13 protein-coding genes are annotated in these 15,064 nt (G+C 71.8%); 7 read left to right on the top strand and 6 right to left on the bottom strand.

Annotated elements, in window-relative coordinates:
* Nucleotides 1-18: 18 nt before the first annotated feature.
* Both LBW94_RS41100 and LBW94_RS41105 read left to right on the top strand, forming a co-directional pair.
* Nucleotides 19-1,404: a class II 3-deoxy-7-phosphoheptulonate synthase gene (locus LBW94_RS41100; protein WP_225059792.1), complete on the top strand. Its 1,386-nt coding sequence runs from the start codon at nucleotides 19-21 to the stop codon at nucleotides 1,402-1,404.
* 18 nt (nucleotides 1,405-1,422) lie between these two features.
* On the top strand, nucleotides 1,423-1,722 hold the full coding sequence (locus LBW94_RS41105) for a hypothetical protein (RefSeq protein WP_266273345.1): 300 nt from the start codon (nucleotides 1,423-1,425) through the stop codon (nucleotides 1,720-1,722).
* 85 nt (nucleotides 1,723-1,807) lie between these two features.
* On the opposite strand, the gene pknB is transcribed toward LBW94_RS41105, so the two are convergent.
* Nucleotides 1,808-3,769 carry a Stk1 family PASTA domain-containing Ser/Thr kinase gene (gene pknB / locus LBW94_RS41110; RefSeq protein WP_225059790.1) on the bottom strand — a complete coding sequence of 654 codons (1,962 nt, stop codon included), beginning with the start codon at nucleotides 3,767-3,769 and terminating at the stop codon, nucleotides 1,808-1,810.
* Between the two features lie 135 nt (nucleotides 3,770-3,904).
* Between pknB and LBW94_RS41115 the strand changes: the two genes are divergently transcribed.
* Nucleotides 3,905-4,273, top strand: a complete 369-nt coding sequence (locus tag LBW94_RS41115) for an Rv2175c family DNA-binding protein (RefSeq protein ID WP_225059789.1) — start codon at nucleotides 3,905-3,907, stop codon at nucleotides 4,271-4,273.
* A gap of 74 nt (nucleotides 4,274-4,347) precedes the next feature.
* Here the strand turns inward: LBW94_RS41115 and LBW94_RS41120 are convergent, their stop codons facing one another.
* Both LBW94_RS41120 and LBW94_RS41125 read right to left on the bottom strand, forming a co-directional pair.
* Nucleotides 4,348-5,100, bottom strand: coding sequence for a hypothetical protein (locus LBW94_RS41120; RefSeq protein WP_225059788.1), 753 nt, complete (start codon nucleotides 5,098-5,100; stop codon nucleotides 4,348-4,350).
* 100 nt (nucleotides 5,101-5,200) lie between these two features.
* The gene (locus tag LBW94_RS41125; RefSeq protein WP_225059870.1) at nucleotides 5,201-6,121 is read right to left on the bottom strand and encodes a methylenetetrahydrofolate reductase; all 921 of its coding nucleotides are present in this window, start codon (nucleotides 6,119-6,121) and stop codon (nucleotides 5,201-5,203) included.
* A gap of 258 nt (nucleotides 6,122-6,379) precedes the next feature.
* On the opposite strand from LBW94_RS41125, the gene LBW94_RS41130 reads away from it, so the two are divergent.
* The 4 genes from LBW94_RS41130 (at nucleotide 6,380) to LBW94_RS41145 (ending at nucleotide 11,897) form a co-directional block, all read left to right on the top strand.
* Nucleotides 6,380-7,519, top strand: coding sequence for a polyprenyl synthetase family protein (locus tag LBW94_RS41130; RefSeq protein ID WP_225059787.1), 1,140 nt, complete (start codon nucleotides 6,380-6,382; stop codon nucleotides 7,517-7,519).
* Nucleotides 7,516-9,051, top strand: a complete 1,536-nt coding sequence (crtI, locus tag LBW94_RS41135; RefSeq protein ID WP_225059786.1) for a phytoene desaturase family protein — start codon at nucleotides 7,516-7,518, stop codon at nucleotides 9,049-9,051. The genes LBW94_RS41130 and crtI overlap by 4 nt, the downstream gene beginning before the upstream one ends.
* Before the next feature lie 129 nt (nucleotides 9,052-9,180).
* Nucleotides 9,181-10,782 carry an alpha-(1->6)-mannopyranosyltransferase A gene (locus tag LBW94_RS41140; RefSeq protein ID WP_416277055.1) on the top strand — a complete coding sequence of 534 codons (1,602 nt, stop codon included), beginning with the start codon at nucleotides 9,181-9,183 and terminating at the stop codon, nucleotides 10,780-10,782.
* A complete protein-coding gene (locus LBW94_RS41145; protein WP_225059784.1) occupies nucleotides 10,779-11,897 on the top strand; it encodes a phytoene/squalene synthase family protein in 1,119 nt (372 codons plus the stop codon). Before LBW94_RS41140 ends, LBW94_RS41145 begins: the two co-directional genes overlap by 4 nt.
* A gap of 104 nt (nucleotides 11,898-12,001) precedes the next feature.
* Here the strand turns inward: LBW94_RS41145 and LBW94_RS41150 are convergent, their stop codons facing one another.
* The 3 genes from LBW94_RS41150 to LBW94_RS41160 all read right to left on the bottom strand — a co-directional run.
* A complete protein-coding gene (locus LBW94_RS41150; RefSeq protein WP_225059783.1) occupies nucleotides 12,002-13,186 on the bottom strand; it encodes a glycosyltransferase family 2 protein in 1,185 nt (394 codons plus the stop codon).
* Nucleotides 13,183-13,812 (bottom strand): LppM family (lipo)protein, encoded by a 630-nt coding sequence (locus tag LBW94_RS41155; RefSeq protein ID WP_225059869.1) that lies wholly within the window; start codon nucleotides 13,810-13,812, stop codon nucleotides 13,183-13,185. The genes LBW94_RS41150 and LBW94_RS41155 overlap by 4 nt, the downstream gene beginning before the upstream one ends.
* 172 nt (nucleotides 13,813-13,984) lie before the next feature.
* Nucleotides 13,985-15,064 (bottom strand): carotenoid biosynthesis protein (locus LBW94_RS41160; RefSeq protein WP_416277056.1); only part of this gene is annotated, 1,080 nt, incomplete at its 5' end.

Genomic DNA, 15,064 nt, shown 5'->3' on the forward strand with positions numbered 1-15,064 from the left:
GGTCTCTATTCTTGACTGGTGAACTGGACTGTCGACGTACCCATCGACCGCCTGCCGGAGTTGCCGCCGCTGCCCACCGAGCTGCGCCGGCGACTGGACGACGCCTTGTCACGCCCCGCGCTGCAACAGCCGTCGTGGGACCCGGAGACGGCCGGAAAGATGCGCACCGTACTGGAGAGCGTGCCGCCCATCTGCGTGCCCGCCGAAGTCGAGGAGCTGCGGATGCGGCTCGCGGAGGTCGCCCGCGGGGAGGCCTTCCTGTTGCAGGGCGGCGACTGCGCCGAGACCTTCGCCGACAACACCGAGCCGCACATCCGCGGCAATATCCGCACCCTCTTGCAGATGGCGGTGGTGCTCACCTACGGCGCCAGCCTGCCGGTGGTGAAGGTGGCTCGGATCGCGGGCCAGTACGCCAAGCCCCGCTCCGCGGACCTCGACGCCCTCGGCCTCAAGTCCTACCGCGGCGACATGATCAACTCGCTGGTCGCCGACGAGGCCCTGCGCGCGCACGACCCGTCGCGGCTGGTCCGGGCCTACGCCAACGCCAGCGCCGCGATGAACCTGGTCCGCGCCCTCACCGGCGCCGGCATGGCCGACCTGCACGCCGTGCACGACTGGAACCGCGACTTCGTCGCCCAGTCCCCGGCGGGCGCCCGCTACGAGCAGCTGGCCGAGGAGATCGATCACGGCCTCCGGTTCATGACCGCGTGCCGGGTCCAGGACCCCAGCCTGCAGGCGGCCAAGATCTACGCCAGCCACGAGGCGCTGGTGCTCGACTACGAGCGCGCGATGCTGCGCCTGGCCGAGAACTCCGCCGGTGATCCGGTGCTGTACGACCTGTCGGCGCACTTCCTGTGGATCGGCGAGCGCACCCGGCAACTCGACGGCGCGCACATCGGTTTCGCGGAGCTGCTCGCCAACCCGATCGGCCTGAAGATCGGCCCGACCACCAGCCCGGAGCTGGCCGTCGAGTACGTCGAGCGGCTCGATCCGCACAACGAGCCGGGCCGGCTCACGCTGGTCGCCCGGATGGGCAACGGCAAGGTGCGCGACGTGCTGCCGCCGATCATCGAGAAGGTGCAGGCCACCGGTCACCAGGTGATCTGGCAGTGCGATCCGATGCACGGCAACACCCACGAATCCTCCACCGGATACAAGACCCGGCACTTCGACCGCATCGTCGACGAGGTGCAGGGCTTCTTCGAGGTGCACCGCTCGCTGGGCACCCACCCGGGCGGCCTGCACATCGAGCTGACCGGTGAGAACGTCACCGAATGCCTCGGTGGCGCCCAGGACATCTCCGACCTCGACCTCGAGGATCGCTACGAGACCGCCTGCGACCCGCGCCTCAATACGCAGCAGTCGCTGGAGCTGGCCTTCCTGGTCGCCGAGATGCTGCGATGACGGACCGGTAGCGCGACATTGTTCATGCTCTTCCGCGGCGATTTCACCCGATGGGTGGAGGAGGCCGACCGTACTATCCTGCGGCTGTTGCGCGACCGCGACCGCGACGGTGCCCCGTCGGAGGTCGTGTTGCGCGACGGCAGCCGATTGCTGATCTTCAACATCTCCTGGGGTTACGACCCGAAGGGGGCGACCGCGCAGGTCACCACGAATATCAGCCCGAGCATCGAGGGCGCACCGGTCGAGCTGTTCACCACCAACGCGGTGCTCGCGATCAACGATCCGGAGACCGGCGCCCCGCTGCTCGCCGTCGCCTGACCGGCACCCTGCTGCTCGCCGTCGCCCGACCGGCGCGTCCCTGATCACAGCCCCCTCGGACCGGGGACGCCCGGTGTCTGCGGCGCTAGAAGGGCAGGACGGTCAGCGACACCGTGCTGCCCGGTTCCACCCGCGCACCCGCTCCCGGCGACTGGATGCGGACCGTGCCGCGGTCGTTGCTGAAGATCTGGCTCACGTTCACCTGCAACCCGGCCGCCTCCAGCATCGCGCGGGCGGTGGTCACGCTGCGGCCGCCGACATCCGGCACCTTCACCGCGTTGGAGACGAACAGCGTGACCGAATCGCCGGACAGCAGGCTGGTGCCGCTGTCGGGATCGCTGCCGACCACGTCCCCGGCGTCGAAGTTGCGATCGAACTGCGACTGGATGCCCCGCACGCTCAGTCCGACGTCGGACAGCGCCCGGGTGGCCTCGTCCTGCGACTTGCCGCGCAGATCCGGCACCTTCGCCGGCGTGGAGCCCTTGCTGCGATAGATGTTGACCGTCGCGCCGCTGGGCAGCACCGTGCCCGGGGCCGGATCGAGTTCGGTCACCGTGCCCTTGGCCGCGGTGCTCGGGCGCTCACCGCCGTCGACCGGGACCAGCCCGGCGTCGCGGATGGCCTGGTTCACGGACTTGGTGTCCTGCCCGACCTGGAAGTCCGGCACCTTCGGCTGACCGCTGGACACCAGCACCGCCACGGTGGACCCCTTGACCACCCGGGTGCCCGCGGGCGGGTCGGTGCCGACCACCCCGCCGACCGGGATCACGTCGGAGGCCTTGTTGCGGACCGTGGTGGCGAATCCGGCGTTCTGGAGCGTGCCGGTGGCGCGGTCGGCGTTCAGACCGGCGATCGGCGGCACCGCCGCATACCGTTCCACGCCCAGCCACCAGCCGCCGCCACCGAGAACCAGCGCCAGCACGACCACCACCGCCGACCAGATCAGCACCCGGCGCCGCGAGCGCACCCGTTCGGCCACGTACGGTTTGTGCGGCGGCGGGGCCGCGTACCCGTTGCCGCCGCCGTAGCGGTCGTCCGGGTAGTGGGCGGCCCGGGTCTGCGGCTGTGCGGCGGTCAGCACCCGGGTGTTGCGCCCGCCCGCCTCGACGGGTGGCATCCGGGTGGTGACGTCGGTGTGGACCGGCTGCGGCACGGGCTGGATGCGGTAGCGGGCGGACTGGTGCTCGGCGGATTCGCGCGGCGCGGGCACCCGGTAGCCGGGCAGCCGCAGTTCGGTGGAGATGCGCCGCAGTTCGGCGGCCATCTCGGCGGCATCGGTGAAACGGTGTGCGGGTTCCCGGGCGGTGGCGCGGGCGACCAGCGCGTCGAATTCCGGTGGCACGCCCGCGATGAACCGGCTCGGGCTCGGCACATCCTTCTCGACCCGCTGATAGGCGATCGACAGCGAGGTGTCGCCGGTGAACGGGGTGCGTCCGGTCAGCAGTTCGAAGATCAGGATGCCGAAGGAGTAGACGTCGCTGCGGGCATCGGATTTGCCGTCGGTGACCTGTTCCGGCGCGAGATAGGCGGCGGTGCCGAGAATGACGCTCGCCGAGGTCATATTCGAGGCGGCGACCGCCCGGACCAGGCCGAAATCCGCGATCTTCACATCACCGGCGTCGGAGACGAGCACATTCTCCGGTTTGATGTCGCGGTGCACCAGCCCGGCGTGATGCGCCACGCCGATCGCCTCCAGTACCGGTTCGGCGACCGCGCGCACCGCGTGCGGCGGCATCGGGCCGCGTTCACGCAACAACTCGCGCAGGGTGCCGCCCTCCACCAATTCCATGATCAGGAAGGGATGTTCGCCGTCGATGCCCTGGTCGTAGACGGCGACGAGGGAGGGGTGCTTCAATTTCGCGACCGCGCGGGCCTCGAATTCGAACCGGGTCAGGAACTGTGGATCACCGGCGAATTTCGGGTCCATCACCTTGATCGCGACCGGCCGGTCCAATCGGGTGTCCATCCCCCGGAACACCATCGACATGCCCCCGCGTGCGATCGGCGCGTCGATGCGATAACGCTCGTCCAGCAGTTGGCCGATCAACTCTGGTGCCCTCGACTTTCAACAGCGGTCTCGCTCGTGCGACAGCCGTCCAGGTGACGGCTCACCCGATCGTAATAGTCGAATCCGCCCGGGGCTCTCACGACGTGACTTCGGACACGGACTACGGTTGTTGCCGTGAGTGCATTTCCATGCAGCGATGACGTCATCCCGGAGTCGGCGGGCCTGCTCCCACTGCCGGATGTGGCCGATCAGCTGGGTCTGGTGGTGACCCGAGTGCATCAGATGTTGCGCGATCATGAGCTCATCGCGGTGCGCCGGGGCGGGGTTGCCGGGATTCCGAAGGATTTCTTCGATTCCACCGGCGCGGTCGCCAAGCACGTGACCGGGCTCATCACCGTCATGCGCGACGCCAAATACACCGACGAGGAAATCCTCGAATGGATCTACGCCGACGACGAGACGCTGCCCGGCCGTCCCATCGACGCCCTCCACGGCCCGCTCGCCCGCGAGGTGTTGCGCCGCGCCGCCGCCGAACCGTTCTGAGCCGGAGCCCGCGCCAGACGCCTTGACAGGGCGCGGGCGTGTCGGCTCGGCCCGGCCGTGGTTCGCCGGATACCTCAGGGCACCTCGGTGATCCCGACGGTGGGCAGGAACCAGCAGGTGTTGGCGCCGTTGCGCACCGAGCCGAAGACGGCGGCGAGCACCGTGCCGGATCCGGTGTCGACCGGTACCGCGCGGACGCCGCCGATCGGTAGCGCATGCCCGAACACCCCCTGCACCACCTGCTCGGCCAGCGGCCGCAGCGCCGGGGGCACCTGCGGCGGGATCATCGTGCCCAGCACGTCCGACAGGGTGCCCATGGTGGCCGCGCCGGCCCGGTGCGTGGTGGCGTTCCACCAGATCACCCGCATGCCGGAGGTGTTGGTGCTGTCCGGGCTCACCCCGTAGGGCACGAAGGCGAACATGGTCTGCCCCGACTTCACCGCCGCCGGATCGAGTCCCGGCAGGGTGACCGAGGTCTTCGGCCACGGCCCCGGCACCGCGCCCGCGTAGGCCGGGACCAGGCCGAGCGTGCTGCCGTCGTCGCAGAACGGGGCCGCCGACGGATACAGGAACGGCCGCACCCCGAGGGCTTGCAGCCCGTCCGCTGCACCACCGTCGAGCCCGCCCGCCGCCGTCGCTGCCGCTGATCCGGGATCGGCGGGAACCTCGGCATCCTGCGCTGCGGCGCTGGTCGCGGTGCCGGTCAGGAGGCCGAGCAGCACGGCGAGGGCGGCGGCCGGCGCGGCCGGCCGCGCGCGGTGGGCACGCGCCGGCCCTCCGTTGCGCAGTCGCAGTGGTGAGCGGGGGACACGGAACGACAGGGACATCCGCGGGCTCCTCGGCGTCGGGTCCTCGACACGAACGGGTCGAGGCCGACGGTACTGCCGGGCAGCTATCTTCTGGCTGATTAGGCGGGTGAAACGCCGATCAGGCGCCGACCGGGGCGGCGGTCACGGTGTAGCCCAGGTTGGCCAGCACCTCGCCGGTGGCCTTGGCGAAGTTCAGGGTGATGAAGTGCAGGCAGGGCGCACCCTCGGCGATCAGCCGCTGTCCGAGCTCGGTGGCGATCTCGATGCCGACCTCGCGCACCGCGGCCCGGTTCGCCTCCGGATCGTTGCCCGCCGCCCGCTCCAGCCGCTGCACCAGCACGGGGGGCAGCGGGCGGCCGGACAGCTCCTCGGCCCGCTGCACGGTACGCAGCGAGGTGATCGGCATCAGCTCCGGAATGATCGGCTTGGCGCCCTCGACCGGATCAGCGGCGGCCACCCGATCACGCAGCCGCAGATAGTCGTCCGCGTCGAAGAACATCTGGGTGATCGAATATTCCGCGCCCGCACGCAGTTTCGCGACCAGGTGCCGGGTGTCGTGGTCCAGGTCCGGCGACCGGTGATGACCGCGCGGGAACGACGCCACGCCCACATGGAAGTTGCCGAGCCCGCGGACCAGCCGCACCAATTCCTCGGCGTACTCCACACCCTCGGGATGCTTGTGCCACTCGCCGAGCGGATCGCCGGGCGGGTCGCCGCGCAGCACCAGCAGATTGTGGATGCCGGCATCGGCGTAGGCGCCGACGATCGACCGCAGTTCGGCGACGCTGTGCTCCACGGCGGTCAGATGAGCCACGGTCAGCAGCGTGGTCTCCTGCGCCAGCTGCCCGGTGATCCGGACCGTCCGATCGCGGGTGGAACCGCCGGCCCCGTAGGTCATCGACACGAACGCCGGATGCATGCGCTCGAACTCGCGCGCCGCGCGCCACAGCCGTTCCTCGCCCGCGGCATCGCGCGGCGGATTGAATTCGACCGAGAAGGGAACGGCTCCGTCGCGTCGCGGCCCCAGCTGCCCCACCACGGACCGGGTTCCGGTGGCCGCCGCCCGGGAATGCCGGCCGGTGACCGGGGGGCTGACACGGCCGCGCGCCCGTACGTTGTCGACACTCACCGGTCCAGTGTAGTGGGAACGCCCCGCTCCGGCCCGCGCGCCGAACCGAGGCGGTCCGTCGCGACCTGGGTCGACACCGGGACGAAGCGGGCGTGGCGAGTCGGTAGAGTTCCACTCGGAGGCGCCCCCGCGCCCGAACCACATGTCGCAGCACGGATCCGCGCCGGCATGTCGAGGACAGTCTGGGAGGTTCTGTTGTCCGCTGGTCCGAGTGCCCCGCCCCGTCCGGCGCCGACCGACCGGGCGGCCGTGGTCGCCGCCGTCGAGCGCGCGCTGACCGGCTTCTTCGCCGACCGGCGCGGCGCGGTCGCCGAGATGGGCCCGATCGTGGTCGCGGCCGCGGCGGCCCTGCAGGATTTCGTGCTGCGCGGCGGCAAACGGACCCGCCCGGCGTTCGCCTGGACCGGCTGGCTGGGCGCCGGCGGCGATCCGGACGGCCCGGCCGCCCCGGCGGTGCTGACCGCCTGTGCCGCGCTGGAACTGGTGCAGGCGTGCGCCCTCGTCCATGACGACATCATCGACTCCTCCCGCACCCGTCGTGGTTTCCCGACCGTGCACGTGGATTTCGAACAGCGCCACCGCGATCGGGAATGGGCCGGTGACGCCGGGCATTTCGGGATCAGCGTGGGCATCCTGGTCGGCGACCTGGCCCTGGCCTGGGCCGACGACATGATCGCGGCCGCGGGCCTGGATCCGGCGGCGTTCGCGCGGTTCGGCCGGGTCTGGGCGGCCATGCGCACCGAGGTGCTCGGCGGCCAGTTGCTCGACATCCACGGCGAGGCCGGCGGCGACGAATCGGTCGAGGCGGCGCTGCGGATCAACCGCTACAAGACCGCCGCCTACACCATCGAACGTCCGCTGCACCTGGGCGCCGCGCTCGCCGACGCCGACGCCGCGCTGATCACCGCCTACCGCGAGTTCGGCACCGATATCGGCATCGCCTTCCAGCTGCGCGACGATCTGCTCGGCGTGTTCGGCGATCCGGCGGTGACCGGAAAGCCCTCCGGCGACGATCTGCGGGAGGGCAAGCGCACGGTGCTGATCGCGGAGGCGCTGCGCCGGGCCGACCGCGCCGACGCGGCCGCCGCCACCCTGTTGCGCGACAGCCTCGGCGCCGATCTGTCCCCGGACGAGGTGACCCGGCTGCGCGCGGTCATCGCGGGCCTGGGTGCCGTCGACGCCGTCGAGCAGCGTATCGCCACCCTCACCGAACGCGGCCTGGCGGCGCTCGACGGCAGCGCCACCGCCCCCGCCGCCAAGGAACAGCTGCGGGCCATGGCGCTGGCCGCCACCGAGCGCGTCGCATGACCGGCGGCCGCGGCGCCGGGCCGCGGACCGTGGCCGGGCCGACCGATCGGGTGGTGGTGATCGGGGCGGGGCTCGCCGGACTGTCCGCGGCGCTGTACCTGACCGGCGCCGGCCGCACGGTCACGCTGCTGGAACGCGCCGACCACCCCGGCGGCCGGGTCGGCGTGTATCGCGGCCCGGACTACGAAATCGATTCCGGTGCAACGATTCTCACCCTGCCGGAGCTGATCGACGACGCGCTGGCCGCGGTCGGCGCGCAGGCCGCGGCGCTGGGACTGCGCATCCGCTCGCTGGCCCCGGCCTATCGGGCGCGTTTCGCCGACGCCTCGACCATCGACGTGTACTCGGACGCGGAGGCGATGGCCGCCGAGGTCACCCGCGCCTGCGGGCCCGCCGCCGCGGCCCGGTACCGGCGGCTGCGGGACTGGCTGGCGGCGATCTACGACGCCGCCTACGGCGAGTTCATGGACACCAACTTCGACTCGCCACTGGATCTGGTCCGGATCCCGGCCAAGCGCGCGGCCCTGCTGCGGCTGACCCGGCTGGGCGGCTTCGGCCGGCTGGGGCCGCGGGTGGACCGGATACTGCGGGACGAGCGGCTGGCCCGGCTGTTCACCTTCCAGGCCCTGTACGCCGGGGCCACGCCCGCCCGGGCGCTCGGCGTCTACGGCGCCATCCCGCACATGGACACCTCGCTGGGGGTGTACTTCCCCGACGGCGGGATGCGGGCGGTGCCGGCCGCGCTGGCCGCCGCCTTCACCGCCGCCGGTGGCCGGCTGGAACTGGGTGCCGAGGTCACCGGTCTCGACTACGCCGCCGGGCGGGCCGAGCGGGTGCGCCTCGCCGACGGCCGCCGCCTGGACTGCGACGCCGTGGTGCTCACCGCCGATCTGGGCAGCCTGGACCGGTTCGGGCCGGCCCCGCGCCGGGTGCGGGCCTCGCCCTCGGCGGTGGTCGCGCACGGCACGGTGCCCGCCGCGGTGGCGGCGCGCTGGCCGGTGCAGGCGCATCACACCATCGACTTCGGGCGGGCCTGGGCCGGGACCTTCGCCGAGATCGCCGCGGCGCCGGGCCGGGGCCGGGTGATGAGCGACCCCTCCCTGCTGCTGACCCGGCCCGCGCTCACCGATCCGGGGATGTTCGTCGACCGCCCGGACGGCCGCCACGAGCCGCTGTCGCTGCTGGCGCCGTGCCCGAATCTGGACGCCGCCCCGCTGGACTGGGACCGGATCGGGCGGGCGTACCTGGACGAGTTGCTGGCGGTGCTGGAGGCCCGCGGATATCGCGGCATCGCGGCCCATTTCACTGTCGACCAGCTCGATACCCCGGCCGGTTGGCGGGCGCGGGGGATGCTCGCGGGCACCCCGTTCTCGGCGGCGCACCTGTTCCGGCAGACCGGCCCGTTCCGCACCCGGAACCTACCGCGCACCGCCGCGAACGTGGTGCTGGCCGGTTGCGGAACCACCCCGGGGGTGGGGGTGCCGACCGCGCTGCTGTCCGGGAAACTGGCCGCCGAGCGGGTCACGGGCTGAACTGTGACCCATGCCTGGGCGGGATCCGGGCGAACCGGCGCGCTAGTGTTGCCGACGTACCACTAAACTAGCGGCGACCTATCAAGCCGCGGTTCCGACCGCACCGACTTCCGGGGGGACCGACGAACTATGCCGACCCCCGAGCCGGATACCGCCACCAGGCCTCGACCGGTGACCGCCCAGGTCACCGCGCGCACGCCGGTCCCGGTATCAGATACCCCCCGCAGGCGGATGCGTACCGCCGCCGACTTCTTCCGCAGTCCCGAGGGCCATGCGGCGCTGCTCGGTTTCTGGGGCTCGCTGATGATGACCTTCGGCGGCCTCGGCGCGGGCGCCGTCCGCCGCCGTGATCCGCTGCTGGAAGAGGCGCACCTGTCCTGGCTGCGTTTCGGCCACGGATACGCGCTGGCGACCCTCGTGGTCTGGCTGGGCGTGCTGGCGATGATCCTGGCCTGGGTGCGGCTGGGCCGCATCACGCTGGGCTACGCCGGATACGAGAGCACGGTCAGCCTCACCGAACTGCGCTGGATCGTCGGCATCTGGATCTTCCCGCTGCTGTTCTCCGTGCCGATGTTCAGCCAGGACGTCTACTCGTATCTGGCGCAGGGCGCGCTGCTGCGCGACGGTTTCGATCCGTACAAAGTGGGCCCGGTCGTCAATCCCGGTGTGCTGCTGGACAATGTGAGCCCGGTCTGGACCACCACGACCGCCCCGTACGGTCCGATCTTCCTGCTGCTCGGCCGGGCCATCACCATGGTCACCGGCAGCAACGTGGTCGCCGGCACCATCGCGATGCGGCTGGTGATGCTGCCCGGCCTGGCGCTGATGATGTGGGCCGTGCCGCACCTGACCAAACATCTGGGCGGCAAGCCGACGGTGGCGCTGTGGCTGGCGGTGCTCAACCCGCTGGTGCTGATCCATCTGATCGGCGGCGCGCACAACGAGATGCTGATGGTCGGCCTGATGGCCGCCGGTATCGCGCTGGTGCTGGAACATCACCACGCGGGCGGGATCGTGGTGGTGGCCATCGGCGTCGCGATCAAGGCGACGGCGGGGGTCGCGCTGCCGTTCCTGGTGTGGATCTGGATGATCCACGAGCGCGAGAGACGCACGGCCGAGAACAAGGGCCCGCTACCGCACCCGATCTGGACCTTCGCCAAGATCGGCGGGCTGGGACTGTCGGTGTTCGCGGCGGTGTTCGTCGCGGCCTCCGCGGCCGCCGGGGTGGGCATCGGCTGGCTCACCGCGCTGTCCGGCTCGAAGAAGGTCATCAACTGGCTCTCGCTGCCCACCATCCTGGCGCACATGGTCACCTGGGTGACGCCGCTGCGGCTGGACAATGTGCTGGTCTACACCCGGATGCTGTGCATGCTGGCGCTGGTGGTGACCCTGGCGTGGGCCTGGTGGCGGTTCAAGAACTCCGAACGGGAGGCCGTGCTCGGCATCCTGATCGCCTTCGTCGGCATCGTCATCCTCTCCCCGGCGGCGCTGCCGTGGTACTACTCGTGGCCGCTGGCCCTGGCCGCCGGTTTCGCGTTGTCCGCGCCGACGCTGATGCTGCTGGTCGGTCTGTGCACCTGGCTGATGCTGGTGTTCGAGCCGGGCGGACCCAACGGGTTGTACAACTTCTGGCATGTGGCGGCGGCGACCTTCGTCGCGGTGCTCGCGGCGTTCTCGCTGCGGACGGTGGACCCCCTGCGATTGCGCGCCGACACCAAACCCCGGCCGTGACGGCCGGTCCGGCCGGACCCCGCACCGACCCGGCGGCCCTGACGGCCGCATACCGGCACTGCCGGACCATCGCCGCCACCCACGGCCGCACCTACTTCCTGGCCACCCGGCTGCTGTCGCCGCCGCGGCGGCTCGCGATCCACGCCCTGTACGCCTTCGCCCGCACGGTCGACGACATCGTCGACCACGGCGCCCCCGACGCCGCCGATCGGATCGACGACATCGAGGGTCGCCTGCGCGCCCGCCTGGACCGGGCGCAGCGGCTTGCCGATCCGGTCTCGAACCTCGGCGGCCCGATCCGGCACTCTGCCGGTCCGGTGCCGGATCTCGGCTGTTCGATCCTGGATTCTGCTGGTCCGGTGGTGGACCCAGGCGCTCCGGCCCCGGACTTCGACGGTCCGGCGCCGGAGGCAGCGGGTCCGGTCTCGGACGTCTGCGGGCCGGTGCCGGCCGCCGTGGATCCGGTCCTGGATGCCGCCGCCGACACGCTGGCCCGCTTCCGGGTCGATCCCGCGCACGTGTGGACCTTCCTGGACGCCATGCGGATGGATGTGCCCGGCACTGCCCTGTTCCGGAACCGCTACGCCAGCATGGCCGAACTGCGCGGCTACATGCGTGGTTCGGCCGCCGCCATCGGCCTGCAACTGCTGCCGATCCTCGGCACCGTCGTCCCGGTGGCAGCGGCCGAACCGGCGGCGGCCGCGCTCGGTGAGGCGTTCCAGCTCACCAACTTCCTGCGCGACGTCGCCGAGGATCTCGACCGCGACCGCGTCTACCTTCCCCTCGACGAACTGTCCGCCTTCGGCGTCGACCCCGCACTGCTCGCGCACTGCCGCCGTACCGGCCACACCGATATCCGCCTGCGCCGCGCCCTGATCCACCTGATCGCCGCCAACCGCGCGCTCTACCGCATCGCCACGCCGGGTATCGACCTGCTGGACCCCCGGGTCCGCCCGGCCATCCGCACCGCCACTCGCCTGTACGCCGGAATCCTCGACGAGATCGAGCGCAACGACTACACGGTGTTCCACCGCCGCGCCGTCGTTCCCGGCCACCGCCGGCTCCGGGTCGCCGCAACGGAATTCACCACCGCTGCCCTGCGACCGGGCCGATAGCGGCTGCGGCACTGCGCGATCGGCTCCGAGGCTTCACCTGGTCGAGCTCCGTCGCGGCCACCGGGTGCTTCGTCCCGGCGTGAAATGATGTGGCCGAGCGCTTTTCAGGGGGCCGCGGAGGGGTGAGCGGTCGGGGCGGGGAGGGTGCGGCCCTTCCATTGCAGGGTGCCCGCGCGGTGGCGGAGGTGGGAGCGGGTGGAGAGGGTGAGGTAGGCGGCGATCGAGGCGGGGTGGGCCAGGGCGGCGGTCGCGTCGGCGCGGCGGGGGCGGCGGCCCGATTCCAGGGAGCGGGTCAGCAGGCGGCCGGTCACGGCGCAGGCGTAGCCCAGCAGGCCGAGGCGGCGGGTGGCGCCGCGGCCGAGGATCGCGGCCAGAGGCGGGACGAGGTAGGCGAGGCCCGCGAGGGCGCCGACGGCCACGCTGCCGATCGGGGAGCCGTACGCCGACCACAGCCAGCGGGTGTAACCGTCGTCGAGTTCGGTTGCGCCGGAGTACATTCGGGTGCTCGCCAGGCGGCCCGCGGCGACCAGCGCGGTGCGGTGACCGGCGCGGCGCAGCAGCCGGGCCAGGGCCAGGTCCTCGGTGACGGCGCCGGCGACCGCGGCATGTCCGCCCGCGGCGCGATACGCGGCGGCGTCGAGGGCGAGGAACTGCCCGCACGACACCACCGTCGACGGCCGCAGGCTGCGGTTGGCCGTCGCGATCGGCAGCGTGCTCGCCCAGGACCAGCACAGCAGCGGCTGCACCAGCGCCTCCGCCCGGGACCCGGTGCGCTGGTAGGGCCACGGTGACACCAGAGCCGCTCCGCTGGAACGCAATTCGCCCACGGCTGCGGCCAGGGCCTCGGGCGCCAGCCGGACGTCGGCATCGAGGAAGACCAGCACCCCGGTCGGTGTGGCCGCGGAATCGTCGGTGCTGTAGGCGAATTCGGCGAGCCGCGCGCAGGCGGCGGTCTTGCCGGTCCAGCCGGGGCCGGGACCGGCGGCGCTGTCCAGCAGGGTGAATCGGAGGTCGTCACCGATGGCGTCGAGCGCGGCGGCATTGGTGCCGTCGGTGGAGGCGTCGTCCAGGATCAGCACTCGCAGCCGTGAGATCCCGCGCTGGGCTTGCAGATCCGCGATCAGGCCGGGCAGACGGCCAGCCTCGTCGCGGGCCGGGACACAGACCGTGACCGGTTCGATCACCGCCGTGGCCCGCGCGCCGAGCCGGCGCACCGTCATCCGGTTCACCGCCGCGAGCGCGCAGCCCACGGCCGCGATCCCGGTTCCGGCGGTGACGACGAGCTTCACACGTGCTGCCGCCGACGTCCCGGACGCGGCGGGTCGGGATTGCGGCTCACATAGGCGATCACGGCCGCGAGCGCGGCGGCGGCGAGGGTGATGCCACCCACGATGCCGGCCCAGGCGGCGAACGAGCGGGTGTTCGGATCGGAGTAGGTCGCCTCGGCGCGCAGCGTGCTGACGTCACCGGCCGGCAGCTTCCAGGACACGACCGAATCACCCTCGCGGGTGCCGTTGGTGGTCGCCACCCGGGCCGGGAACGCCACCTTGAACTGGATGTCGGAACCCTGCTCCGGCACCGACTTCAGATCGACGCGCCCGTTGAGCGAGACGGTGTCACCGGCACGCATGAACTGGAGGGTGAACATGCCCTGCGTCTGGTCCGAGAGCCCGCCGAGTTGCTGCACCTCGCCGAAGGTCAGATCGTCGAAATAGACCTGGCTGCCGATGTAGCCGTCCTGCGAATACGGTTCGATCCGCACCTTGCTGGTCAGCGCCTCGGGCACCTTGAGCTCCGGGCCCTTGTCGGCGGGCCCGCTGGGAACCACCGCGACGACGATGCGCCCCGACACTCGATCATTGGACGACACGCCCATCGATGCCTGCACCCGCAGGCATCCGGCCAGCAGCGGCATCAGCAACGCCGCGAGCAGCAGCACCGACCAGATCCGGCGGCGTCGCGCCGCCGGCACGTCGGCCCCGCCGGGCCGGGCTGGTTCGGGCTGGATATGAGTCGGACTCGGCTGCACGGCTCTCATCGTGCCACGACCGGCCGTTCCGAGCCGCATACACCGGGACGCAGCATGATCACGGTCGCCACCGCCGGGCCCACGACAGCACCAATGGAACCCCGAGCACTCCCATCCCGGCCCACCCGTACCCCGCCGACCACGGCAGGCCGAGGAACACCGCATGCGCCAGCGCCGACCCCAGCCACGTCCACAGGAACATCACCACCGGCACCCACCCGTATCGCCCGAAAGGCTCCACCGAGCCACGCCCGGTCCGCCCGGGTGCAACTGCTGAGCCGTGTCCGGTCCGCCCCAGAACAGCTGCCGAGTCGCCTGCGGCCGCGCGCAACTCACCGACGGACCACACCCGAGAACCACCATCACCCCGCCGACCTGGCAGCTCCCAGAGCACCGCCATCACCAGCGCCACCCCGAACCACCCCAGGAAATTGGTATATGGAATCCCGGCCAACCCGGGCAGCCTCGCCCGCGCCGAACACCACACCCACTGCCCGTCCGCCACCATCTGCGGATCCAGAAACAGATCCCATCCCACCGCCCCCACGGCGGTCAGCACCACCCGCACCGCACCCCGTGCGGACAGATACCCCGCCACTATCCGGACCGGATACCACCCCCCGACCCACGCCAGCGGCACCACCCATGGCACCCCCGCGATCTCCGGCCCCAGCCGCCCCGCCGCATAGCCGTAACACCCGAACGGGAAACCCCAACGAACACCGGCGATCTCGACAACCAATCCGACCCCCGCCACGATCACCACGAGCCCCGCAACCCATCGCCCCCCGCCGGTCACCCAGGCATGCAGCACCGAAATCCCCGCCGCCAGCCCCACAACCACCACGACAACCAGATCCCGCCCACCCCCACCCGTCAGCGGATACGCAATCTGCGCCAGCACCCACGCCCCCAACAGCGCCGCGAACCCCCACCACTCCGATACTCGCCACACCCCACCCGCCGCGGCATCGGCCACCGGCGTATCCGCGCCGCCCCGCATCGAACTGCCCTGCCACACCGGGTCGGCCGCCCCCCGGTCATCGGCTCGTTGCGGCGGCACGATCGTCGGCGCTGAGCCGACCGATCGTGCCGCGCTGGACGGCTGTGCCGCGCTGGACGGCTGTGCCGCGCTGGA

Source organism: Nocardia sp. alder85J (assembly GCF_020176955.2).
Classification (GTDB): domain Bacteria; phylum Actinomycetota; class Actinomycetes; order Mycobacteriales; family Mycobacteriaceae; genus Nocardia.